This window comes from Salegentibacter sp. UBA1130 (genome assembly GCF_002311535.1).
GTDB lineage: Bacteria > Bacteroidota > Bacteroidia > Flavobacteriales > Flavobacteriaceae > Salegentibacter > Salegentibacter agarivorans.
This window is the reverse complement of record NZ_DCAP01000004.1, coordinates 102,409-126,465: the sequence shown is the minus strand read 5'-3', so window position 1 is coordinate 126,465 and position 24,057 is coordinate 102,409. Positions and strand designations below refer to the sequence as shown.

The window sequence follows — 24,057 nt, the reverse complement described above, 5'->3', positions numbered from 1 at the left end:
TACCAAAATTGCTTTTTCAATGTCTAAATACAAATACAGCCTTCTTCTTTTAATTATATTGTTTAGCTTTTCCTGTACTTCAGATTCAGGTGAAAATGATGATGATGGAGTGGTTGGAATAGATAAAACAGCAAATTTGCAAGGTTTGGGAGATTCAGCTTCCCACCTTTTAAGCGATGCTGAATTCACTTCAATGAATATAGAAATTGTTTATGTAAACGGGTATGCTCCTAACCAGGCAGCTCTATCAAATTTTAAAAGTTTTCTTGAAGAACGAACTTTTAAACCCGATGGTATAAATATTAGTTTAAGAGCAGTTTCTTCATCTGGCAAAGCTCCTTTTTCTATAGAGGAAATTGTAGAAATAGAAAAAGAAACCCGTACTGTGTACAATGCGGGAGATGAAATTGCGGTGTATATTTATTTTGCTGACGGAAAAAGTGAAAAAGACGAAGAAAATAAATTCACCCTGGGTTCAGCTTTTAGAAATACATCTATGGTGATTTTCGGAAAAACTATTGAAGATTTTGCGGCAAGGCCTAATGCTCCGATTGAAAGTGATATAGAAGCAGCAGTTTTAAACCACGAATTTGGGCATTTATTCGGCCTGGTAGATATTGGTACCGAACCGCAATCTGACCATAAAGATGATGATAACGAAGGCCATTGCAATGTTCCCGACTGCCTGATGCGCGCTTCTATAGAATTTGGAAGCGGAATTATTGATGAAATTGAAGGAGGGCGTATCCCACAATTAGGAATGCACTGTATTAGAGATCTGCAAGCTGCCGGGGGACGATAGTTTTGAATCTTTGTCAAGTTGAACTCCTCGTCAAGCTGAACTTGTTTCAGCTTCTAACCTGTTTAGAACTACAAACAACAAACATCTTAGGTCCTGAACCAAGTTCAGGATGACGATTAAATACTCCTATACCCTTACACTCTAATTCGCTACTTCACTTATAAATTTAATGCGGTATAACCTAAGTTCTTCATCGTCATAATCGCCATCAAATTCCTGGATGGCTTCATCTATTTTATCGGTTTCAGCTTCCAGAAAATATTCATGAATTTCTTCCTGCTGATCTTCATCTAAAATATCGTCTATCCAGTAATTTATATTCAACTTGGTTCCGCTGTAAACAATTGCTTCCATTTCTTTGATGAATTCCTTCATCTCCATTCCTTTGGCAGAAGCAATATCATCTAAAGGTAATTTGCGGTCTACGTTCTGAATTATATATAATTTTAAAGCTGAATTTGCTCCGGTAGATTTCACCACCAAATCGTCTGGACGAACAATCTCATTTTCATCTACATAACGCTGAATAAGTTCTAAAAACTCTTTCCCAAACTTTTTGGCCTTGTTTTCGCCTACTCCAAAAATATTGGTAAGCTCTTCAATATTTACCGGATATTTTATAGCCATATCTTCCAGCGAAGGATCCTGGAAAACTACAAAAGGAGGCACCTCGTTTTTTACTGCTACTTTTTTCCGAAGATCTTTCAGCATTTTCACCAGGGTTTTATCGACCCCAGAACCTCCCGACTGACTTGCAGTAGGAACAGCTTCAGTCGTACTATCAAAAATATGATCATCTGTCATCATAAAAGAAGTTGGATTCTCTAAGAATTCTTCTCCTTTAGAAGTAAGTTTTATTACGCCATAGGTTTCTATATCTTTCTTTAATAAACCGGCTACCAAAGCCTGCCTAATTAAAGCCATCCAGTATTTCCCATCCCGGTCTTTTCCCTTTCCAAACAGTGGGTGAGCATCGGTTTTATGTGATAAAATAACCGCATTAGATTTTCCTATAAGTGTTTTTACAACTTCTTTAGATTTGTATAATTGCTTTGTTTCTTTTATTGTTTTTAAAAGTAATTCTAAATCTTTGCCAGCCTCATGTTGCTTTTTAGGATACCTAACGTTATCGTCCATAGTGGCGCCTTCGCCGGTTTCGCTGTCAAACTCTTCCCCAAAATAATGCAAAATGAACTTTCGGCGGGAAATGGAAGTTTCTGCATAGGCAACTACCTCCTGAAGTAAAGCGTGACCAATTTCCTGTTCGGCTACTGGTTTTCCGCTCATAAATTTTTCGAGCTTTTCAATATCTTTATAAGAATAGAAAGCCAAACAATGGCCTTCGCCACCATCTCTTCCTGCCCGACCGGTTTCCTGGTAATAACTTTCTATACTTTTTGGAATATCATGGTGAATCACAAACCGAACATCTGGTTTATCTATTCCCATCCCAAAGGCAATAGTAGCCACCACAACATCAATTTCTTCCATAAGAAACTGGTCCTGGTGTCTGCTTCGGGTTTTGGCATCCAGCCCCGCGTGGTAGGGTACGGCATTAATCCCGTTAACCTGCAGTGTTTGTGCGAGCTCTTCAACCTTTTTCCTGCTTAAACAATAGATAATCCCAGATTTACCGCGGTGCTGTTTGATAAAACGGATAATATCCGCATTAACATTTTTGGTTTTTGGCCGTACCTCGTAATATAAATTCGGTCGGTTAAAACTCGCTTTAAAGGTATTTGCATCTGGAATACCAAGATTCTTCAAAATATCTTCCTGTACTTTTGGAGTCGCTGTAGCCGTAAGGGCAATAATTGGAATATTATCGCCTATACGTTTTATGATACTTCGTAAATTTCGATATTCCGGTCTAAAATCGTGACCCCATTCACTTATACAATGCGCCTCATCTATAGCCAAAAAAGAAATCTTTTGCTGTTTTAAAAACTCAACATGATCTTCTTTGGTAAGTGATTCAGGTGCTACATAAAGCAGCTTGGTAACACCGTTAGCGATGTCTTCCTTAACCTGTTTTACTTCGGTTTTATTCAAAGAGGAATTTAGCACATGCGCAACGCCGTGCTCTGCAGAAATACTACGTATAGCATCTACCTGGTTCTTCATTAAAGCGATAAGGGGCGAAACCACAATTGCCGTTCCTTCTTCAATCAACGCAGGGAGTTGGTAACATAGGGATTTCCCTCCTCCGGTCGGCATTACCACAAATGAATTATTTTTATTCACTATACTGGTAATCACCTCTTCCTGAAGGCCTTTGAATTGACTAAACCCAAAGTACTTCTTTAGCTGTTGGTGTAAATCAATTTCCGTCAAACTCATTCAATTGTGTTACAATTTTACATACATTTGCATAACTAAAGATACATATTTCTTTAAACTCACAATCCTTAATTTTATCTAAATTTGAAACTGAAGGAAAAAATCCTTATTGCTGCAAAAGAAACCATTTCCATTGAGGCCAAAGCAATTGCAAACCTGGAAAATTTTATTGATAGTGAGTTTGCCGAAGCCGTAGAAAAAATATATAAAGCTAAAGGAAGGGTAATTGTAACCGGCATAGGAAAAAGTGCCGTAATTGCTACAAAAATAGTAGCTACACTTAATTCTACCGGCACACCTGCAATTTTTATGCACGCTGCAGACGCTATTCACGGAGACCTGGGAACCATACAAAAAGACGATGTAGTAATTTGTATTTCTAAAAGCGGAAATAGCCCTGAAATAAAAGTACTGGTACCTTATATTAAAGATTTCAACAATCTACTTATAGGAATTACGGCCGATAAAGAATCTTTTCTTGGAAGGGAATCTGACTATGTATTGAATTCTTATGTAGAAAAAGAAGCCTGCCCAAATAACCTTGCACCTACTACCAGTACAACGGCACAAATGGTAATGGGGGATGCTTTGGCAATTTGTCTGTTAAAACTGAAAGGATTTTCAAGAAAAGATTTTGCAAAATACCATCCCGGTGGTTCGCTTGGCAAAAAACTTTACTTGAGAGTGAGTGATATTACCGCACAAAATATGAAACCCCAGGTTTCACCAGAAACTTCAGTTACCGATGCAATAATAGAAATTTCAGAAAAAATGCTTGGAGTTACCGCAGTAATTGAAAACAATAAAATTATTGGTATAATCACCGATGGAGATATTAGGCGAATGCTTAAGAACAATACCGAATTCAAAAATCTTACAGCAAGAGATATTATGAGTCCCGCGCCAAAAACCATAGACCACGATTCCCTGGCGGTAGACGCTTTAGAAATGCTGGAAGAAAATAAAATATCCCAGTTACTTGCCCTGGATAACCAAACCTACGCGGGTGTAGTACATATACATAACCTAATTCGAGAAGGAATTTTATAATGAAGCAAATTGGCACCCCTGAACCAGAGATGTCCTTTTTGGACCATTTAGAAGATTTAAGATGGCATCTAATAAGATCTGTTGTAGCAATTGTTGTAGCAGGCTCTATAGCTTTTCTTTTAAAGGGATTTATCTTTGACGTATTACTTTTTGGACCCAGTAGAGGCGATTTTTTCTCTTATGATATTCTTTGCCGAATTTCTACTTCGCTTGGATTAGATGCCGGTTTCTGTTTTGACGAGATGCCGTTTAGAATTCAAAGTAGAACCATGGGCGGGCAATTTTCAGCCCACGTCTGGACCTCTATAACCGCAGGATTTATTATTGCATTTCCCTATGTAATATACCAGTTTTGGCTATTTGTGGCCCCGGCAATGCACGATAATGAACGTAAACACGCCAAAGGATTTATATTTATTACTTCCCTGTTATTTTTTATAGGAGTAATTTTTGGTTACTATGTGGTTACTCCATTATCTATAAATTTCCTGGGAAAATATCAGGTAAGTGAAACGGTTTTCAACGATTTTGATTTGGGTAGTTATATAGGTTTGGTTAGAGCTTCAGTACTAGCCAGCGGACTTATTTTTGAACTCCCTATTGTGATTTATTTCCTTACCAGGGTTGGAGTGGTAACGCCACAATTCCTAAAAAAATACCGAAAATATGCTTTGGTAATTGTGCTAATTCTTTCAGCAATAATCACCCCTCCAGATATTGTTAGCCAGATAATTGTGGCAATTCCGGTATTGATACTTTATGAAGTAAGTATTATTATTTCAAAAGTAATCTACAAACAAGAACAAAGAAAATTTAATAAAAAATAGCTATGATTAATAAAGTTGACGAATTCAATGCTTACCGTCAGCAGATGAATGATAAAATTCTTGGTGAGAACAATAAAGTACTCAAAAGGATTTTTAATTTAGATACCAACGCTTTTACAGAAGGCGCGGTAGATAAAAAAACAAAAGAATTATTAGGCCTTGTTGCCTCATTAGTTTTACGTTGCGACGATTGTGTAAAATACCACTTAGAATCCAGTTACAAAGAAGGTTTATCCCGAGAGCAGGTTATGGAAACCCTGAGTATTGGAACTTTAATTGGAGGTACAATTGTAATCCCTCATCTGCGTCGTGCCCACGAATACTGGGAAGCCTTAGAGGAATCTAAAGAATAACAGGCTGGCATAAAAAATGTAACTTAGCTCTAAAATGCTATTTGAATGAAATTACGCGCCGAGAATTTAGTTAAAGCCTATAAAGGAAAAGAAGTTGTAAAAGGAATCTCGCTGGAAGTAAACCAGGGAGAAATTGTTGGATTACTGGGACCAAACGGTGCCGGTAAAACCACTTCTTTTTATATGATTGTGGGTCTAATAAAGCCAAATTCCGGAAAAATTGTTTTAGACCAGGTTAATATCACTAAATATCCAATGTACAAAAGAGCACAGCACGGGATTGGATATTTAGCCCAGGAAGCTTCGGTTTTCAGAAAACTTAGTATTGAGGACAATATTATGAGTGTACTGGAACTCACCGATCTTTCTAAAGAAGAGCGTCACCATAAAATGGAAACCCTAATTGAAGAATTCGGTTTAGGCCATATTCGAAAAAACCGTGGTGACCTTTTAAGTGGTGGAGAGCGCCGCCGTACCGAAATTGCCCGTGCCCTCGCAACCGATCCTAACTTTATTCTTCTCGACGAACCTTTTGCCGGCGTAGATCCCGTTGCTGTAGAAGATATTCAAAGAATTGTAGCACAGTTAAAGGATAAAAATATCGGGATTCTTATTACCGATCACAACGTGCAGGAAACCCTGGCGATTACCGACAGAACTTACCTGATGTTTGAAGGAAGCATCCTAAAGCACGGCCAACCCGAAGAACTCGCCGAAGACGAAATGGTGAGAAAAGTTTACCTAGGACAAAACTTTGAGTTAAGAAAAAAGAAGTTATTTAAGTAAAAACTACAAAAGAACGTCATGCTGAACTTGTTTCAGCATCTATTACGAAACAACCTATACCCTGAAACCAGTTCAGGGTGACGATACGATCTGCGTTAAGAATAAAATATAAAAAGTATACCTACATTAAAAACCTTTATCATACCTCCTCTTTCTTCGGAAAAACCACCGATAAAATCACATAACTCAAAATAATTAAGGGTACGGCTACAAACTGAAATACCAGGATTAACACCAAACATAATAAAAGAAAGAAGTATCGTACTTTATTATCGGCAAATCCCCAGTTTTTAAATTTAAGGGCAAAAAGTTTTATTTCGGCATTTAAGAGATAACAACTAAGAAGCGTAATAGCAATTAAAAACCATTCATTTAAAATTAAACCGGTTAAAAAACTATCGGGTTGATAAGTTAAAATAAGTGGAAAACTTAAAACCAGTAGTGCATTTGCCGGAGTGGGAACGCCAATAAATGAATCGGTTTGACGATCATCTACATTGAATTTCGCCAGTCTGTAAGCCGAGGCTAAAGAAATGAGCAAACCAATTAAAGCAAGCGTATTAAAATTCCAATCCCACCAACCGGTATTCACTTCCCAACCCGTGTTTTCTACCCCCGAATTTCCCGGCAAGGCGTTATCCAGCAATTGATACATTACAATTCCCGGCACTACTCCACTGGTAACAACATCGGCTAAAGAATCAAGTTGCAACCCAATATCACTGGAAACTTTTAAGCTTCTGGCTGCAAGCCCATCAAAAAAATCGAAGAAAATTCCTCCGGCTACAAAAATAGCGGCCATAATGAGACTCCCCTGTACAGCGAAAATAACCGCGATGGTTCCGCAGAGAAGATTTAAAAGCGTAATTAAATTCGGAATATGTCTTTTTATGCTCATAGATTGATTTCTGAAACACTAAACTAATCAATTGCCACCTGTTTCTACAAGTTTTTTTCTCGATAATCGAGATTTAGATATCCCGTCGGTATGCCTCAAAATCAAAATATTATTTCTACGCTCTGTATTTACAATACTCGATTTTTTCTTCTAGCCGCAATGATTACAAAAGCTTTAACTTCAAAGAAATTACGAAGTATCCATTAAAAATATAATAGTTTGTTATTTTTGAATAGAATTTCCTGAGTATGAAAAACCTCCTTTACGCAATTTCAAGCGGACTTTTATTAGCATTTGCCTGGCCAACTTATGGCTTTCCGCTACTTTTATTTTTTGCCTTTGTGCCACTACTCTACGCCGAATTTAAAGTTAGAAATTCAAAAAAGAAATATGTTAAATGGAGGGTGCTTGGCTTGGCTTATTTAAGCTTTTTCCTCTGGAATCTCATTACAACATACTGGCTCTATTTTTCTACCGCTTTTGGCGGTGCCTTTGCAGTTTTGGTCAATTCCCTCCTTATGGCGTTGGTATTTTTGCTCTATCATATTGTAGCAAAACGTACCGGATTTAGCGCTGCATCGGCCTTTTTGGTTAGTATTTGGATGGTTTTTGAAAAACTGCATCTCGCCTGGGAATTTTCCTGGCCCTGGTTAAACCTGGGAAATGCTTTTTCTGAATTCCAAAACTGGGTGCAGTGGTATGAATATACAGGAACCTTTGGTGGCACACTTTGGGTTTGGCTGGCCAATATCGCTTGCTTTAAAGCTGTTTTGCTTTACAAAGAATTCAAGGATAAAGATTTTATTTACCGCGGCATCTTCAAAATTGCCATATTGATTCTAATTCCGATTGGAATTTCCTATTTCCTGTTAAGTCAAATTGAGGAAAAAGGAGAAACGATAGAAGTGGTAATCCTACAGCCTAATATTAATCCGTATACCGAAAAATATAACACCAACGATACTAGAATTGGCGAGTTACTACTGAAACTCAGTGAAGAAAAAGTGAGTGAGAATACTAAACTTATTCTAGCTCCTGAAACCGTTTTTGCCGATGGAACCGTACTTCCAAATTTTGAACAATCTGAAGCAGCATTTTTCTCAAGACAATTAATAAATAATTACCCTCAGACTAATTTTCTCAGTGGGATTTCTTTTTATGAAAGATTCCGTGATCCGGCAAAAGTTAGAGAACAAAGCAATCAATTAGGACCAAACGACTGGTACGACGATTATAATTCGGCTTTTTTAATGAATTCGGAAGATATTCCACAGCTTTATCATAAATCTAAACTCGTAGTTGGCGTAGAGAACTTTCCTTACCAGGAAATTCTGAAACCTATTTTAGGTGATGTTATGATAGATCTGGGCGGCACCGTAGCGATGAAGACCACACAGGAAGACCGGGAAGTTTTCGCTTTAAATAATAATTGGGCTACAGGCCCCATTATTTGCTACGAATCTGTTTATGGAGAATATGTAACAGGATATGTAGTAAATGGCGCAGATTTTCTCAGCATTATTACCAACGATGCCTGGTGGGGAAACTCACAAGGACACAAACAGCATCTTAGTTATGCTAAATTACGTGCCATCGAGACCCGTCGCGATGTAGTGCGAAGTGCAAATACTGGGATTTCAGCATTTATCAATCAAAAAGGAGAAATCACAAAAAGCCTGGGTTATGAGGAACAAGGAAGTATCAAAGCTGATATTCATCTTAACTCAGAAAAAACTTTTTACGTAGAATATGGAGATTATTTAGCGAGAGTGGCCCAATTCCTGGCTTTGTTTATTTTCCTGTTCGCGATAGTGAAATACAAAAGAAACCGTCCCACCTAGATACTGTTTCCTGCAACTGCCTACTGAATACTGAAGACTGCCAGCTAAACTATTGTCCCCGGAAGAAAATTACCGTACTTAAGGTTTTCAGGATAATATTCAGATCAAGAAAAATCCCACGGTGTTTTATGTAATAGAGATCATACTGAAGTTTTACCAGGCTATCGGTATGGCAATTCCCATAATCTGCTTTTACCTGTGCCCAACCGGTTAAACCCGGTTTTACCACGTGTCGCGTTTCGTAAAAAGGGATTACTTCAGATAATTCATTCACAAAAACCGGCCTTTCCGGTCTTGGCCCTATCAGGCTCATTTCACCTTTTAATACATTATAAAATTGTGGGATTTCATCTAGACGAGACCTTCTTAAAAACTTTCCAAAGCGAGTAGTGCGTAAATCGTTTTTTTGGGCATATTGAGGTCCGTTAGGTTCGGCATCTTTCACCATAGTCCTTAACTTCAAAATCCTAAAAACTTCTCCATATTTACCAATTCTTTCCTGCCTATAAAAAAGAGATCCACGGTTACCCAGAAAGTTGGCTATTAAAATAATTGGAAACATCAGTAGCAAAAAAGTTAGTCCTATTATCGCAATAATAATATCGAATATTCTAAAGAAAAATTGATAAAATTTATTCTGATTACTTCGGCTAAAAGGAAAATATCGGTAAAAATCCTTATCTACGTGCTGCACGGGAATTCGCTGGGTTATTTCCTCATAAACCTGCGTATAATCTTTAATAGGAAATCCTGCTTTCAGCAAAACACTTAACTGGTTGTACAATGGCAGCATCAAACCTTCTTTGTAGCCACTGGCTACCACAATTTCGTTTATATGGTGCTCTTTTATAGCTTCGGTAAGATCTTTAATTTCAAACCGAATTAGTTTATCCTCATCTATTTCTGAAGAAATACGGTCTTCGGTTTTAATATAACCTACCACCACGTAGTTAGGGTCAGATTTTTGAAGATCGGAGCTGATAAGGTTTATATCAAAAGAATTGCCTACCACCAGGACCCGTTTATAAAATCGAGGGGAAGAAATTAGAGTAATATAAACAAGGCGCCATAATAGCAGCGGAATTAAAATTGCGAGGAAGAAAAAGAGAATTTGCAAGCGATTTTCCGGAAGACTGGGTGTTAAAAAAGGCGTAAGCATATAGAATAAAACCGTAGCCCCGGAGCTTAACAATGAATTTTGTAAAACGCTATCGAAATTGGAAGCTTTTTGAAGATCATAAAGTTCAAAAATACTGGCAAAAAGGTTAAAATAAAGGAGTAAAACCAGGGTCCAGTACCAGTTTTGGGAATCTATTCTAAAATAATCGAATTCAAAGATAATTCCTATCAGGCTGAGGCAGGTTAAAATACAAAGCGAGTCTAACAAACGCAGTAATACCTTACGCTCAGAGATTTCAAAATGTACAAGTGGCCGTTGGGACATAGCTTACCTACTTACGGGCTAAAGATAGAATTTTTTTGATTTCTACCACTTTTAATAGAGGAAAATACGGATGGATTCCGGGTTAATATTGCCTCAGACCAGATGTCTTACCTCCTCCCTTTTTAAACCCACGAATACACTAATATTTTTCAAATGAAATAATGAAAGAAACGTCATTGCTATGAAGGAACGACTGAATCAATCTGTCGAAACGTATTCGGGGCGCTCGTAGGAACGAGTTGAGAGGAAAGGCAGGAACCATTCTGACTTTTAAGGTGATATTAACTTAGATCAATTTAGATCCTGAAATAAAATCAGGATGACGCCTTGATTTTCTTTTCTAATAGTTTCTTTTTTTGAAATTAAGAGTCTCAGCGAAGCTAATATATTTAAAGTACAAATGGGTGTCAGAAAGAGCTCTAGCGGAACGGCATAATTTTAAGCAATAAAATCTCATTCAGAAAGCAAAACTTCTTTCCAATTCTCTTTTACAATTTCCCAATCGAATTTTTCCGACTGCCGTCGGGCATGCCTGCTAAGTTTTTTGGCTAAATCCTGGTCCCCAACTAATTTTCTAATAGCACTTAACATAGCAGATTCATCATCGGGCGGAACCAGTATCCCGGTTTCTTCATGTTGAAGCAAATAAAGAATTCCTCCAATATTTGTAGAAACGATTGGTATTCCGAGCGCCATGGCCTCTATTAAACTTACCGGTGTGTTATCTATGTTCGTGGTATTAAGAAAAATGTCATATTCTTCTGAAAGTGCGATCCATTCTGGTTTAGTAAGTTTGCCGGTGAATTTTACCGGTAACTTATTTTTTTCAGCATAATTCACGCATTCTTTATAAGAACTATCCTTATTGGGTCCAACCATACAGAGTTCGGCTTCAGGATATTCGATTAATAATTCTTCCAGAACCTTTAAGGCAAGCATTGGATTATAAATTTCAGCAAAAGCGCGCACCCAAAGCAGTTTTGGTTTTAAAACTTTTCTGGATTTAAATGGGTAATCTTTTAGAAAAATAGAATTCGGAATGTATTTTAGATTAGTAAATCCTGCTTTTTGAAATACCTCAAAAAGATAGCGTGAAGGAGCGATATTCAGTTTTGCATTCTTAAATAAAGAAGCAGATAATTGAAGATTCTTTTTTAATCTCAGCGGAAGCTCCCCACCGTGGAGAAGCAAAATATAATCAAGCTGCAAATTTCTACAGAGTTGGGCTGTGAGCACCGCATACCAGAAATTTCGCGTGCTGTAAGTGTCAATTAAAACATAATCTGCCCAGGATTTATTCTTAATTATAGAAGTAAGCATTTCAGATAACCTCAGCACCTGGTTCTTATGAGAAGAGAAGGTTTTTACTTCAAAACCTTCATTTCTTAATAATGGGGATAATTTATCTATAGAGGTAGGCGCCCCGCCCCGGTCTTCCAGTTCATTACCAATATAAAGCAGGTTTTTCATTTGTTGCTACTTTTAACCCAATGTCGGAAAGGGACAAAATTATAATTCCCTTATTAGTGATTTTGGAGGTCTAACTTTTTGCTGGTTTTATGAATTCAGCACCCTGTTCCAATCGGATTTTACTTTCTCCCAAGCAAAATTTTGAACTTTTTTTCGGGCATTTTCGGTAAGGGATTGTGCCTTTTCGGGGTGTTTTATCAGCTTATCAATTTCGGAAGCCATATTTTGGGCATTATTTACCGGCACCAGGACACCAACATCATTATTTTTAATTAGCACAGGCATCCCTCCAACGTTGGTAGAAACCACTGCCAGTCCCAGGCTCATCGCTTCAATAACGCTAATTGGTGTATTATCTATATTTGTAGTATTGATAAAGAAATCGTAGTCTTTTGAAAGTTTTGCCCAGGCTTTTTTCTTCAATTTCCCTGTAAATTCAATGTCAAGTTGATTTTTGGCGGCAAACTTCTTACAGGTTTTCATCGTCCCATCTTTATCGGGCCCCACCATACAAAGTTTGGCGTTTGGATAGTCTTTTTTCAGCAATAAAAGCACTTCTAAAGCCATTACCGGATTATAGCGTTTCTGAAATCGTCTAACCCACAATAATTTAGGCTGAAAATCTTCCCGTTTTTTAAAGGGATAATTTTCCATCTGAATTGCATTCGGAATAATTTTGGTATTATGAAAACCTTCCGCCTTAAAAATATCGTACAAAAATTTGGAAGGCGCTATATTGATTTTCGCCTTTCCAAAGAGACTCTTGCTGTATTTTTTGGTAGCGCTTAAACGTTCGGGCAGGTTTCCGCCGTGAAGAATGGGAATATACTTTACATGATATGCCTGGCAGGTTTTAGCTACAAGATAAGCGTAGTAAAAATTCATGGCCCCGTAAGTATCGATAAGTACTATATCGGTAGTTTTATGGTAGCGAACAATAAGTCCGAGCATTTCGATTAAGCGTAGCGCCTTATTACTCCGCGTAGAAGCCGTTTTCACCTTATAGCCTTCCTTGCGCAGCATTTTACTAAAGAAAGAAATATAGGTAGCCGTAAAGCTATTAATCTGTAAGTCGTTTCCTATGTACAGGATGCTTTTTGTCATCTACTATATATAATAAGGCCAATCCATAAACAAAGCCCGGTAGGGCAATTCGCATCGCCGAATGATTAATGGTTAAAAACCAAAATGCTAAGAACGCCAAAAAATAATAATTGTTCTTAAACTTTGTCCAGAAAATTATAGGAACTAAGATAAGAATTAGAATAGCAACTAGCCCCAAAAGGCCATGTTCTGATAATAATCTGCTAATTTCATTATGAGAGGCAGTAGCAGTTCCGGTCATTTCACTTCGCATTCCTTTTCCCTTTCCCACACCAATCCCGATAACGGGATTATAATAAAACCCCTGTAATTCGGTAATAATAAGTTCTGCTCTTCCTGTGGTGATATCATCTTCAAGTCTTCCAGCTGCGTCTCTATTTGTATATCTATTAACTATGAGCCCTTCAGTTTTAACAGCAGTAAACAACCATATCATAATTCCTATAACACCAAAGACCCCCATTTTAAACACAATCTTACTCTGCTCCTTACTATTCTGTTTGTAAAAATAAACGGCAATAAAGGCTAAAATACAAATAACGGCAGTTAAAACCCCTCCCCTAGAGAAAGTTATAATTGCACGGTAACTCATTAAGGCCAATAGTCCAATATCTATTAAGTTGATAGTTTTATTCTTTATCAGGAAAAATCTAGTAAACAGGATTATCGCTCCCATTCCCATCACGGTTGAAATCTGGTTGGGTCCATAGCCACCGGAAGTCGCATAATTAGAGTTTGTTCCACTCATTAAGGCTTCTCCAACACTGGGCGTATATAAAAACAAATAGATCATATTTGCTATTAGCGGAAGTAAGAGCATTAACAAAACATAATTAAACTGAGTTTTAGTTATCTTCTTGTAATAGCAGTATAATGCTGACACTCCTAAAGTCACCGGGCCGCTGAGATTGAAGGCTATAGCTTTTCTAAAAACCACATCATAATCTAAGGTAAATGAAGCGACAACTACCCCAGGAAAGAGAATAAGAAGATATAACCAATACGAAACTGTTTTTACAGAAGTCCCCGTGAAAAACATTCCAATGAGAAGAAACAAAATAACAGAATATTTACCGGTTTCATAGAAGACCATAGAACCGGTCATACGATAAAAAACCTCTGCCCCTGAAATATAGGCCGCAGCCATTAGGGCTTCATTATTTTTATTTTCTTTTAAAATAACATACACTATCCAAAATCCTAGCGTACCGAATAATAAAAACTGGCCTGCCGGTCTATACATATATACCACCACTGCTATCAAAAGATGAAGCAATAATAATTTTAGATAGTTTATGTATTCTAGCTTTTTAATAGGGTTTCCTTTTATATACTCAGTATAGAATCAATTAATAAGTTTTAATATTCTAAAACCTGTTTATTTCCTCACTTGTTTCAATAAGACATCGCTTGAATAAAATTAAATTCTATTGTAGAATTTAAGTAAATCTAATCTATAGGAATTTTCTCCAAATCGAGAACTTATCTTACTTTTTAGTTCTGCTCCTTTAAGTAAGCAAAGTTCCTTATTTTCGGCAAAACTTAAAATTGCCTGAGCAAGTTCCTCGGAGTTATTCCTATCCACCAAAATTCCGGCGTTTCCAACTACTTCTGGAATCTGGCCCACATTCGTGCATACCACCGGCAGAGCGGCCATTCCATATTCCAGTAATGCCAAAGGCATACCTTCTGAACGAGAAGATAAAATTCCCAGGTTTGCCTGCTCCAGCATTTTAGAAATATTCTTTTGAGTTCCATAGAAAAAGATTCTATCAGCCGCTACCGATGAAGAAATTTCTTCGAGCACAGCTTTAGAGTATGGAGTGCCAGGATCTTCGCCTATTAAATGCAAACTAATCATCCGGTTAGAAGACGCAGCTATTTCGAAAGCTCTCAAAAGATTATGATGATCTTTTTGTGGTCTTATATTACCAACACAAATAATCTTAAAACTGTCAATTTCTCCTTTTAATTTAGGAAATGGATTTTTTATTCCATTTTCAACAATAAAATTATTTAAATGAATCACTGACTTAGTCTTCAATGTTTTCTTTGCCCATCTTTTTAGAACTTTATTTACAGATATAATTCCATCAAAATACTTCGAAAGCGGTTTAAGAACTGTTATACTTCTAGCTTCCAGGTTTTCACTTTCGCCATAATGATCGTGCCATACGAGTTTTAATTTACTCGATAACTTTATCAACACTCCCAAAAACCAGGAGGTTCCATGAGCATGAATAATGTTAATTTTATGCATACGAATATATTTTGTGAATTTTAGAATCGCTATTGGATCGAGACTGGATTTTTTATTCAAAAACAGATACCCCACTTCAGATTTTAATTCTTCTTTTAATAAACCTTCCTGCCGTGTACAACATAAGAACGATCCATTGACGAATGATTCCAATGAATTTGCAGTATTTACTGCCATTCGTTCTGCACCACCGGGGCGTAAACTATCTATTAATTGCAGTACTCTTAATGGTTCCCTGTTTGGTGTTTCTCGATGAATGTTATCCGTTGTGGATTGTGGGTTGTCAGTTATCAGTTGTGGGTTCTCGGTTGTGGGTTCTTGGTTGTTGGTTGTGAGTTCTGGGTTCTCGATTATCGGTTGTCGATTCTGAGTGGTCGGTTGCGATTTCTCGGTTGTGAGTTCTCGGTTGTAGGTTGTGGGTTGTTGCTTTCCTAAAACTTCCTGGATTGCCTTTTCAAATTTTTCTAAAGTATATTGCTGACTCCATTCCTGGGCAGCCAAAGACATCTTTTTTAATTTTTCGGGATTTTCTATTAGGCTCACTATTTCTGACAAGTCTTTTTCAGAAAAACCTGTTCTAGATATATTCCGACTCCCGTTGGAATACTCGAACTGACGGCCTTTCTGAAATTTAATTGAATATATATTATTTAGTAAAATCCCTCTTTTCGCAAGTATAATTTCGCCAGTTCCCCCTTCGGGGACGGGGGGGGCTTTTAACATCCACGGCACGCAACTAACTGGTGTAGCGACGGGAATACAACCATACCACATTCCTTCCGCCAGGGCTTTGGGCCAACCCTCGCTTTTTGAGAGTAAAACAACAAAATGTGCTTTTTTATAAGCCTGCTTTAATTCTTCCAGACTTTTACGACCTCTTAGTTTTACGAGATTTTGGAGTTCTTGCTTTTGAATATAGGCTCTTAAAGAATCTTCCAGTACTCCGTCACCATAGATATCAAGTTCTGAAATCACTCCCTTATTTTTTAGACTTCCAATGAGGTCTATAGCCTCAAAAATACCCTTACCTTTTACCAGGTTACCCGTGAAGATGAATTTATAGGGCTGTTTAAAATTTTTAATAAGAGATTCTCTTCCCTTTTCCGAAAAACTCGCGGTAAAAAATGGGACTATATTATCTGACTGATTCGGCCAATTCCCATAAGCCAGGACTTTAATGTTCCTGCTCAACAACCTGTCACTTAAAATCCACTTCTGAAGCCTGTAAGTCCATGGCTGTTTTGCTTTGGGATCCCAGTTTCCTGCATATTTTACCGACTTGGGTTTCATCGGAAAAAAAATCTGCAGAAGACATCCTATTAGACTAATATTGCCCGGACAGCGCAAATGGATATGATCTGCTTTCTGCATTACTTTAAATACAGTAAAAAAAATATAAGGTAACTTTATTAATGAAGTAAGAACCTTTCCTATTCCTGTAAAACTTATAGCTGGAACCTTGAAAAAATTTAGATTACTAGTTCTGTAGGCTTCTTCATTATTTATTGGTTTTAAACTATTTTCAGGGGCAAGTATCAAGATCTCATTTACCTGCTGAAACCATATATTCATCTCTCTAATATATGGTGTATAGCTGTAGTATCTATTATTTTGAATTGAATGGGGAATATATGTGATTACAGCGAAACGCATTTATTGAAAAAAATTATAAAGATCTATAAAATTAAATTTTAAAGTCCGTTTATATTGAAAAGCCATTTCTCCATCTATGTTTCTATCCCCATCGTACACCATATAATATCCCTTTTCGTTTGACTGAACATCAAGGTGATGCATCCCCCGATTAAACCAGGGAATTTCTAGTTGTGGACCCAGAAACATTTTGTGGGCTAAAGTTAAGTTTAATTGCCCGGAATTGTTGTTTAGTTTATGTATTGAAATACCGGTTCCATATCCCAGCGTTCTGTTTTGAACCGGCAAATACCATTCTTCATCTACTTTAAAAAATCGACCTCCAGGTCTACTCTCATTACCCCATCTTGATTTATAATTTGGGTGTTCTTTCCATTTTCCTTCTAAAGAATCAGCCGTAAAGAAAAGCTGTTCAAGATTATCGTTTACTCCAACAATTAGATTTAGCTCATCACTCAATAAAATTGAAGGATCCTTTATGGAAGTATTTTTAAGCAATGTATCTGATATTTCCCATTCCATAGGAAATCTTTTAGCTTTATATAATAAAACATTTCCGGAGCCTTTTGCTTCCGGAAGCATATAATATTCATGCTTATATTTAAAGACTTGCGGATAAGAAAGATGAAAATCTTCATCCAGAACTATTCCCCGGTATTGATAATTATTTCCATCCTTTGAGGAGAACAAAGCAATATTGGCATTCCCTCTTCCCTTTAACTCGGTAAAAAGATAAAATTTTGAACTATCCCGAATAAAAAAGGGATCAGCTATATAATCGATATCTTCTTGAATTAAAGCATCGATTTCTTTGTAACTAAAAATGTTGTTTTTGTCCAATTTTGGTGCAGGAAAGAACTTTTGGGTTTGCATATAACCAACTGACCAATTTCCTACGGCCGGAGTTATAAAAGGATATCTATAATTAAAGATTAAAAGGATAATTAATCCACAACAAAATGCGATAAAGGTAAACTGAATTATAGATTTTCTCATTTATCACTTTTCGGTTTATTCCAGAGTAAACTCCACCATCCTGCTACTCGCCCCAGACTCTCGGTAAAAGCCTTTTTTCTTTGTGAAGTGTTAAGGACATTACTGAATCGAACTAAAGTTAACAAAAAAGCTGTAGCGTGCCATTTTATCTTCGACTTTAAACTCGGTGAAGGATATTTTACCCGCCAAACATACCAGCCATTCCTTAATACCATTTTACCGTATTTAAATTGATTAGGACGGCCAGATTCATTGTGATGATGATAAAGTTGTGCTGCAGTATTAACGTATAACTGACCTATTTTTGAAGCTCTCAGGCAAAAATCCATATCTTCGTAAAGGCCATAGCCTTCAAAGTAAGATGAAAATTTTATTCTATTAAAAAGTTCTTTTCGGTAGGAAGCCACACCTCCCATAAAACTTTCTACTTTATAGTTTTTTCCGGTAGGCGGTAGAAATCCAGTGGCATAACCATTTGAAAAATCGGGCATGTAACCAGGTGGAACATCTGGCTGTAAGCCTAGCTTCTTTCTAAGTAAGTGCCTGCTTCCCAATTTTCTTGTAAATCCATCATATTCAAAATCATCAAATTTTATAAACTCCTTATCTTTTATCCATTCTACTTCATTTTTAATATAACCCCCAACTCCCAGGGCATCCGGAAATTTTTGGTAAGTATCTAAAAGATTTTGGAAATATGTTGGAGTAACCACAATATCATCATCCAGGAAACAAACAATTTCAGAAGAAGTGTCTACTCTTTCTATACCGAAATTTCGCTGCTTTGTGAGTCCCCGATTATCTTCTTCCACCTTGAAGTATACCAGGTTTTTAATAGAATATCCTTGAAGTTCCTTTTGCGTCTCATCATTCTTAGAACCATCTATAATTAGAATTTGGTTCGGAAAAAGAGTTTGCTCTACTACTGAGCCAAGCAGTGTTAGCAAAGGTCCCGGCCGCTGGTAGGTGCAAACGATTAAAGTGATTTTCATCAAATTCTATTAAAAGCGCTCCCCTCTTTTCATAAGGTTTTGAGCATAAAACATGGCTTTATTAAACTGTAGAATTTTAAAAGGTAGATTAACAAAACGCAACGGTATTTTTTTAAAATCTTTGGAAAGGTACAAAAAGAGATAACGCCTTTTATATTCCTTCACCTGATCTGGCTTAAAATGCTTTAAAATTCCATAAAGAATTGTGGGGCTTGGTACAGGTCTAATTTTACCTACTGGCTTATCCAGCTCCCAGGGCTGTCTTTTTCGTTTCTTTCCTAAAACTGAAGATTGAAAACCCCAAAATCTATATCCCCCTGAGGGTGGTTTTAGATGTAAGTTAACCGAATAAGGGTTAAGCATTAATAGCATACCATTTTTTATGAGCCTGAAACCAAAGTCAGCATCTTCTCCATAACCTCCATCAAAATTAATATCATTTCCTTTAATTTCTTCTACCCACTCCCGCTTTACGCAAGAATTCGCATTATTAAAGGTTTGAGCAGCCCCTGCCTTATAGCGTTCTCTCCCTTTTCCTTTCAAAATTCTACGCAAATCATCTAAATCCTGACGATAATCTGAGGCTTGAATATCCAATCCAGTACAACCCTCAACCTTATAAGTTTGTAGAAATCTAAGATGATTCTCAACAAAATCCGAGAGGATTCGTGTATCATCATCTGCAAAAATTATATAATCTGATCTACACAGTTCAATCGCCTCATTCCTGGCTTTACAGCTTCCTTTAGATTTTTGCCATTTGATTATCAATTCAAAAGGATAATCTGATTTTTTATACAAACTTATGTCTCTCTCTTCTTTTGGTGTAGCATCAACAACAATAACTCGTTTGGGTAAATAAGTTTGATGTTTATAATCTTCCAGCAATTGCAACGAATAATCCTGGCGAAACATAGTAGGAATAATTACATCTACAGTTGGCTTACCAATTAATTTAGTAAGCGGTTTTGATGGAAAACTAACTAGATTAGGCTTTTTAAATTCTTTTCTTCTTGATTTATTAAAAGCTTTAAATTCTCTTATTGGGTCAGTTAAAGATTCTCTCAGATACATATACCAACTATGCCTCTTTTTAAAATTTTTCAGAAAAAATAAATAACGATCTTCTGCAGAAATAATCGGGTCATTATTTTCGCTTGAAAAAAGTCCATCAACAAAGAGCGGAACGGCACCGCCAAACCTTAACATCCTATAACCAAGGTCTAGGGCAGCGGTAGATACTGAAAAATATTCTTCACTAAATCCATTAAAAAATTCCCAACTTTTTTTTCTAACCACAAAACTATGTGGGTTAATCCTCCAGTTCACAGAATAATTCAGGTTAGGCAAATCGTTTAAATAAAACCAAAACACAGCTGTTTGATAAACCAGTTCAGGAAAAATATCTTGATAACCTTGTGTCAGCGAACTGTGCCATAGATCACCAGGCCCCGAAACTAACTCTTCCAGAAGATTAAAATCAGGTTCTCCTGTATAGAGTAAATACTCTCCATCTTTCGTTTGATATTGCTTTAGTTCCATTTTATCAAACATTTATATTTTTCCATTTTCAACGATCTTCTTGTAAAAGGCTAAATTTCTTTTAACCACTACTTGAGTTGAAAATTTCTTTTTCACTCTATCTCTAGCGGCCTTACCCATTTCAGCCGCTTCACAAGGATTATCTAACAAGTAAAGGATTTTTTCAGCGTAAGCTTTATGATCTTTAGGATCTTCAGTAAATCCAGTTACCTCGTTAAGCATTACTTCTTTTGCCCAACCAATATTTGAGGTAACCAGTGGCTTCTCCATTGCCATAGCTTCCAGCCAGGTCATCGGTAAAGCCTCTGCAAAACTGGGCAGAACGATGACAGCTGCCCTGGAGATATGTTCTTTTATCTCTGAATAACTTACTTCAGGAAAATATTTAACCTGGTCTGCAGCTTCAACACTTAATCTTTCTTGAAACATTTCCAGGGTAGATTTATCTTCAAAAATATCTACCACATCTTTACCAATAAGAAATAGTTCTGCTTGCGAATTTCTATTAATTACTTCATTAAAAATTCCGGCAAGTTCCAACACCCCCTTTTTCCTTATAAGAGTCCCAAAATATAAAACTCTGTTTTTAATCGCTACTTCTTCAGCCCCTGAGAATTTGTCTGCCTCAATACTGTTTGGAATAACTTCTATATCCCTTTTTAACTTAAATATTTCCCTGGTTTTTTCTGCAGTAAAACTACTTACCGAAACAAGAGCATCTGTCGATCCTAATGCTGAATTTTCAAAAAAGCGATTTTTAAATTTCTGTCTCCTACATTCCAGGGCACAGAAATAAGCATCAGACCCATTCATTCGAATAATCAACGGACATGGAAACTTCATAAAGGCAGTGATCCCTGTCCAGTCTGGCGCTTCTATAAGATCAATTTTATTTTTAATTATCGCAGTATTAAGATAGGCTTGTAAATGTTTTCTATAAAGGTACCATCCAAAAAACTTATATTTTCGCTGTTCTATAAAATGAAATTCAATATCGTACTCTTTAAACCTGAGTGATGTTTTTTGCCCATAGACGAATACACTTACTTTTATATTTTCGGCGACAAGAGAAGATGCCAGGTTTTTAATACTGGTGCCGAGTCCGCCCGATGATGTAGATTTAGGGTGTGGGTATTCAGGGGTAAGAAATCCTATGTGCATGGCAACAATTTTATATGTTCTTCTACCATTCTTTCCAGGGAAAATTGCTCTTTAATCAACAAGTTTACTTTCTTATCAATTCTATATTGTTTTTGCAAAACCTTGTTTATAACAGTAGATAAAGTTTGTATATCTCCAGCTTTAAAAATAAATCCGTTTTCTTCTTCTTTGATGATCTCAGGGTTTCCACCAACCGAAGTGGTAATTACCGGTAGATTTGCCGCCAGAGCTTCCAATATAGATAGGCTAAAACATTCCATATAAGTAGGCTGCAATAAAAAAGAATATTCTTGCAACTGATTAGGCAATTCAGCAGAACTTCCTTTAAAAGTGATACGATTTTCCAAGCGATATAGTCTTACTTTCCGTTCTAATTCCCTTTGCATCGGACCTTCTCCATATATATCAATTTTAAGCAAGATTTTATTTTCTTCGGGCAACAAATTCACAGCCTCAATGAGATCCTGAATCCCTTTTGATTCTCTCAAATGAGAAGCCACGATCATCTTTCCAAAATTTTCGGATTTTCTTTCTTCATATAAAGAAGTTTTTATTCCGTTATAAACAAGTAGCGTCTTCCTTTTTAAATGGCTGCCGTAATCATCTAAAATACAATTAACAGTATATTTCGATACTCCTACGAAACAATCAATATACTTAGCGTATAAAACTCCCTTGATCTTATTTCTCAATTGCTTTTTAATAGGAAATCCATTAAGCGGTCTTGGATTATGATCTACTGCAATTATATAAGCTTCCTGTTCACTTTTTAACTTCTGAAAAAATGGTGTACATAAGGCAATGAAATGAGTAATTACAATATCATACCGCTTTGAATCCTTTGAATATTCAAGAAAGTGATTTTCTGCAGAAATTCCTTCAGAAGCAAAAACCTTTAATTTTTTATAAAAAGAATGAACCTGGCTGTTACTAAAAAACCAATCTACTTCATAACCTTTTTCTTTACAAGCCTGATCATAGGCTATAAAGAAGCGATCCATTCCGCCTATCCTTTCCGGTTTTAATTCATAGTTGCAAATTACTGCTATATGTTTTGAATTTTTCAAGCTGTGGAAAGTTGTTTTAGTGAAGCGGCAATCCCTGCACTAGTTCCCTTAAGAGGTTTACCTATTTGCAGTTTTAATAAAGATTTGCGTTCCTGGAAATGCAGGCCTGGTTTTTCTAAATATGTATTTATTCCTGCTATTAATTCCTTTTTATTTTTGGCTATTATAACCGCACCGCTTTCTACCACTTTTTTATAGTGAGCATATTTCAAAAAACGTTGATCATTATAAAGCTCGTTATTTTCATTACCAAAAACGGGATTTATCACCGGTTTATCGAAAACCATAAAATCCAGGCTCATCGTAGAACACATATTAATACCCAAATCTGAAAATTCTAAAATCATTCTAAGGTCTTGAAGATCTTTGGTTGAAGGAATTCGTTGTGACCAGGCTTCAGAATGATCACTTCTGCTTTGGGTCCAGGCGGGATAATTCCACTTTATAAACGGATATTTTTCCCGTAAATAAGAAAATCTTTCCGGTTCCTCTGCCGGGGAGGTTCTTACAAGAAAATTAAGTTTTTTCCCAATTTCATTTTTTATTAAAGACTCGGCTATGGTTTCAATATATAACGGATCGTTTGCACTGGTTGAAACATCACCACAACTAAAGCAAATAGTCTTCATTTCAGAATCCAGGTCAAACCGATTATGGAATTCATTTTTAGTACTACTGTACTCTGGCATCACATAAGGTTCAAACTGTGGAGTTCCCACCACTTGAACCTGTTTTTCTGAAATTCTACTATAAAACTGAAGTAGTTCCTTTTTCATCAACTCACTCCATACCAAATAATGATCAAAATTACCGGCCATTCTTCCTTTAGAAGCAAGATTATCCCAGCTAAAAATAAAGCTACAAGTTTTTATTCTTTCTTTTTCTGCCGCGTATAAAAGTGGGGCGATATAAGGAGGTCTTTGATGAGTAAAAAAAAGAAGACCAGGTTTATACTGACTTAGAAGTTTTCTATAGGTTTTAGTTGAAGAATGATTTGCAAAACTTTTTTGCTGAAGCCTGTAGAACCTCTCTATTGATTCCTCAGAATTAAAACGCTCGCTGAGCTTATAGGCGAATCTAACAAGTTTACCCCTTCTTGAATTTGATTCAGTATAATTTGCTCTTAGATTATCCTGAAACCCAAAATTATTCCCAGCATTTTTCTTAAGATGCGCTAGCTCCTTGGTTTTTCTAAAAAACCAGTTAAAACCTGATTCACGATAATCTTCCAGATGCACCAACACACAACCGGAAAGATCAAATTTGTTGAAAACTGAGCTGGGAAGCGCAGAAAAAATAATTATTTGCCTAAATTTTGACTTTATTTCTTCTAAAAAACCGCTTAAAAAAAAGTTCCGAAAACCAACCCCGTCAGTAATCACCAAGCCCAAAGTGTTATCGGAATCTATTTTTTTAGTCATTTTCTTGAATAAGCATTTACACTAATATTAGGCTAAATTCGTGTTCAAAT

General features: G+C 36.6%; 19 protein-coding genes. 6 read left to right on the top strand and 13 right to left on the bottom strand.

The window, feature by feature from the left end; translation table 11 throughout:
- Window positions 1–19: 19 nt before the first annotated feature.
- The gene (locus tag B4F31_RS01365) at window positions 20–802 is read left to right on the top strand and encodes a hypothetical protein (protein ID WP_286760432.1); all 783 of its coding nucleotides are present in this window, start codon (window positions 20–22) and stop codon (window positions 800–802) included.
- 141 nt (window positions 803–943) lie between these two features.
- Here B4F31_RS01365 and recQ read toward each other — a convergent pair whose 3' ends face one another.
- Window positions 944–3,142 (bottom strand): DNA helicase RecQ, encoded by a 2,199-nt coding sequence (gene recQ / locus B4F31_RS01360; RefSeq protein WP_286760431.1) that lies wholly within the window; start codon window positions 3,140–3,142, stop codon window positions 944–946.
- 84 nt (window positions 3,143–3,226) lie between these two features.
- On the opposite strand from recQ, the gene B4F31_RS01355 reads away from it, so the two are divergent.
- The 4 genes from B4F31_RS01355 to lptB are packed head-to-tail and all read left to right on the top strand — an operon-like array spanning window position 3,227 to window position 6,158.
- The gene (locus B4F31_RS01355) at window positions 3,227–4,192 is read left to right on the top strand and encodes a KpsF/GutQ family sugar-phosphate isomerase (protein WP_286760430.1); all 966 of its coding nucleotides are present in this window, start codon (window positions 3,227–3,229) and stop codon (window positions 4,190–4,192) included.
- Complete coding sequence (gene tatC, locus B4F31_RS01350; RefSeq protein WP_075325975.1) at window positions 4,192–5,019, top strand: twin-arginine translocase subunit TatC; 828 nt, start codon at window positions 4,192–4,194, stop codon at window positions 5,017–5,019. Before B4F31_RS01355 ends, tatC begins: the two co-directional genes overlap by 1 nt.
- A gap of 2 nt (window positions 5,020–5,021) precedes the next feature.
- On the top strand, window positions 5,022–5,372 hold the full coding sequence (locus B4F31_RS01345) for a carboxymuconolactone decarboxylase family protein (RefSeq protein ID WP_075325974.1): 351 nt from the start codon (window positions 5,022–5,024) through the stop codon (window positions 5,370–5,372).
- A gap of 45 nt (window positions 5,373–5,417) precedes the next feature.
- Window positions 5,418–6,158, top strand: a complete 741-nt coding sequence (gene lptB / locus B4F31_RS01340; RefSeq protein WP_075325973.1) for an LPS export ABC transporter ATP-binding protein — start codon at window positions 5,418–5,420, stop codon at window positions 6,156–6,158.
- A 139-nt stretch (window positions 6,159–6,297) separates the two neighbouring features.
- Here lptB and B4F31_RS01335 read toward each other — a convergent pair whose 3' ends face one another.
- Window positions 6,298–7,056, bottom strand: coding sequence for a CDP-alcohol phosphatidyltransferase family protein (locus B4F31_RS01335; RefSeq protein ID WP_286760429.1), 759 nt, complete (start codon window positions 7,054–7,056; stop codon window positions 6,298–6,300).
- Window positions 7,057–7,304: 248 nt separating this feature from the next.
- On the opposite strand from B4F31_RS01335, the gene lnt reads away from it, so the two are divergent.
- Window positions 7,305–8,897, top strand: coding sequence for an apolipoprotein N-acyltransferase (gene lnt / locus B4F31_RS01330; protein WP_286760428.1), 1,593 nt, complete (start codon window positions 7,305–7,307; stop codon window positions 8,895–8,897).
- Window positions 8,898–8,946: 49 nt separating this feature from the next.
- Here the strand turns inward: lnt and B4F31_RS01325 are convergent, their stop codons facing one another.
- The 11 genes from B4F31_RS01325 to B4F31_RS01275 all read right to left on the bottom strand — a co-directional run bounded on the left by B4F31_RS01325 (window position 8,947) and on the right by B4F31_RS01275 (window position 24,007).
- Window positions 8,947–10,341: an exopolysaccharide biosynthesis polyprenyl glycosylphosphotransferase gene (locus tag B4F31_RS01325; protein ID WP_286760427.1), complete on the bottom strand. Its 1,395-nt coding sequence runs from the start codon at window positions 10,339–10,341 to the stop codon at window positions 8,947–8,949.
- Window positions 10,342–10,794: 453 nt separating this feature from the next.
- Window positions 10,795–11,811, bottom strand: coding sequence for a glycosyltransferase family 4 protein (locus tag B4F31_RS01320; RefSeq protein WP_286760426.1), 1,017 nt, complete (start codon window positions 11,809–11,811; stop codon window positions 10,795–10,797).
- Window positions 11,812–11,898: 87 nt separating this feature from the next.
- Window positions 11,899–12,915 carry a glycosyltransferase family 4 protein gene (locus B4F31_RS01315; protein WP_286760425.1) on the bottom strand — a complete coding sequence of 339 codons (1,017 nt, stop codon included), beginning with the start codon at window positions 12,913–12,915 and terminating at the stop codon, window positions 11,899–11,901.
- Entirely contained in the window at window positions 12,872–14,191 is a 1,320-nt protein-coding gene (locus tag B4F31_RS01310; protein WP_286760424.1) for an O-antigen ligase family protein, read from the bottom strand. The genes B4F31_RS01315 and B4F31_RS01310 overlap by 44 nt, the downstream gene beginning before the upstream one ends.
- A 144-nt stretch (window positions 14,192–14,335) precedes the next feature.
- Window positions 14,336–16,465 carry a glycosyltransferase family 4 protein gene (locus B4F31_RS01305; protein ID WP_286760423.1) on the bottom strand — a complete coding sequence of 710 codons (2,130 nt, stop codon included), beginning with the start codon at window positions 16,463–16,465 and terminating at the stop codon, window positions 14,336–14,338.
- 363 nt (window positions 16,466–16,828) lie between these two features.
- The gene (locus tag B4F31_RS01300) at window positions 16,829–17,824 is read right to left on the bottom strand and encodes a glucosamine inositolphosphorylceramide transferase family protein (RefSeq protein WP_286760422.1); all 996 of its coding nucleotides are present in this window, start codon (window positions 17,822–17,824) and stop codon (window positions 16,829–16,831) included.
- Entirely contained in the window at window positions 17,821–18,816 is a 996-nt protein-coding gene (locus tag B4F31_RS01295; protein WP_286760421.1) for a glycosyltransferase family 2 protein, read from the bottom strand. The genes B4F31_RS01300 and B4F31_RS01295 overlap by 4 nt, the downstream gene beginning before the upstream one ends.
- Window positions 18,817–18,825: 9 nt before the next feature.
- Entirely contained in the window at window positions 18,826–20,370 is a 1,545-nt protein-coding gene (locus tag B4F31_RS01290; RefSeq protein WP_286760420.1) for a glycosyltransferase family 2 protein, read from the bottom strand.
- Complete coding sequence (locus tag B4F31_RS01285; protein ID WP_286760419.1) at window positions 20,371–21,519, bottom strand: glycosyltransferase family 4 protein; 1,149 nt, start codon at window positions 21,517–21,519, stop codon at window positions 20,371–20,373. It lies immediately after the preceding gene.
- Window positions 21,510–22,586, bottom strand: coding sequence for a glycosyltransferase family 4 protein (locus B4F31_RS01280; RefSeq protein ID WP_286760418.1), 1,077 nt, complete (start codon window positions 22,584–22,586; stop codon window positions 21,510–21,512). The genes B4F31_RS01285 and B4F31_RS01280 overlap by 10 nt, the downstream gene beginning before the upstream one ends.
- A complete protein-coding gene (locus B4F31_RS01275) occupies window positions 22,583–24,007 on the bottom strand; it encodes a hypothetical protein (RefSeq protein ID WP_286760417.1) in 1,425 nt (474 codons plus the stop codon). Before B4F31_RS01275 ends, B4F31_RS01280 begins: the two co-directional genes overlap by 4 nt.
- Window positions 24,008–24,057 lie beyond the last annotated feature (50 nt).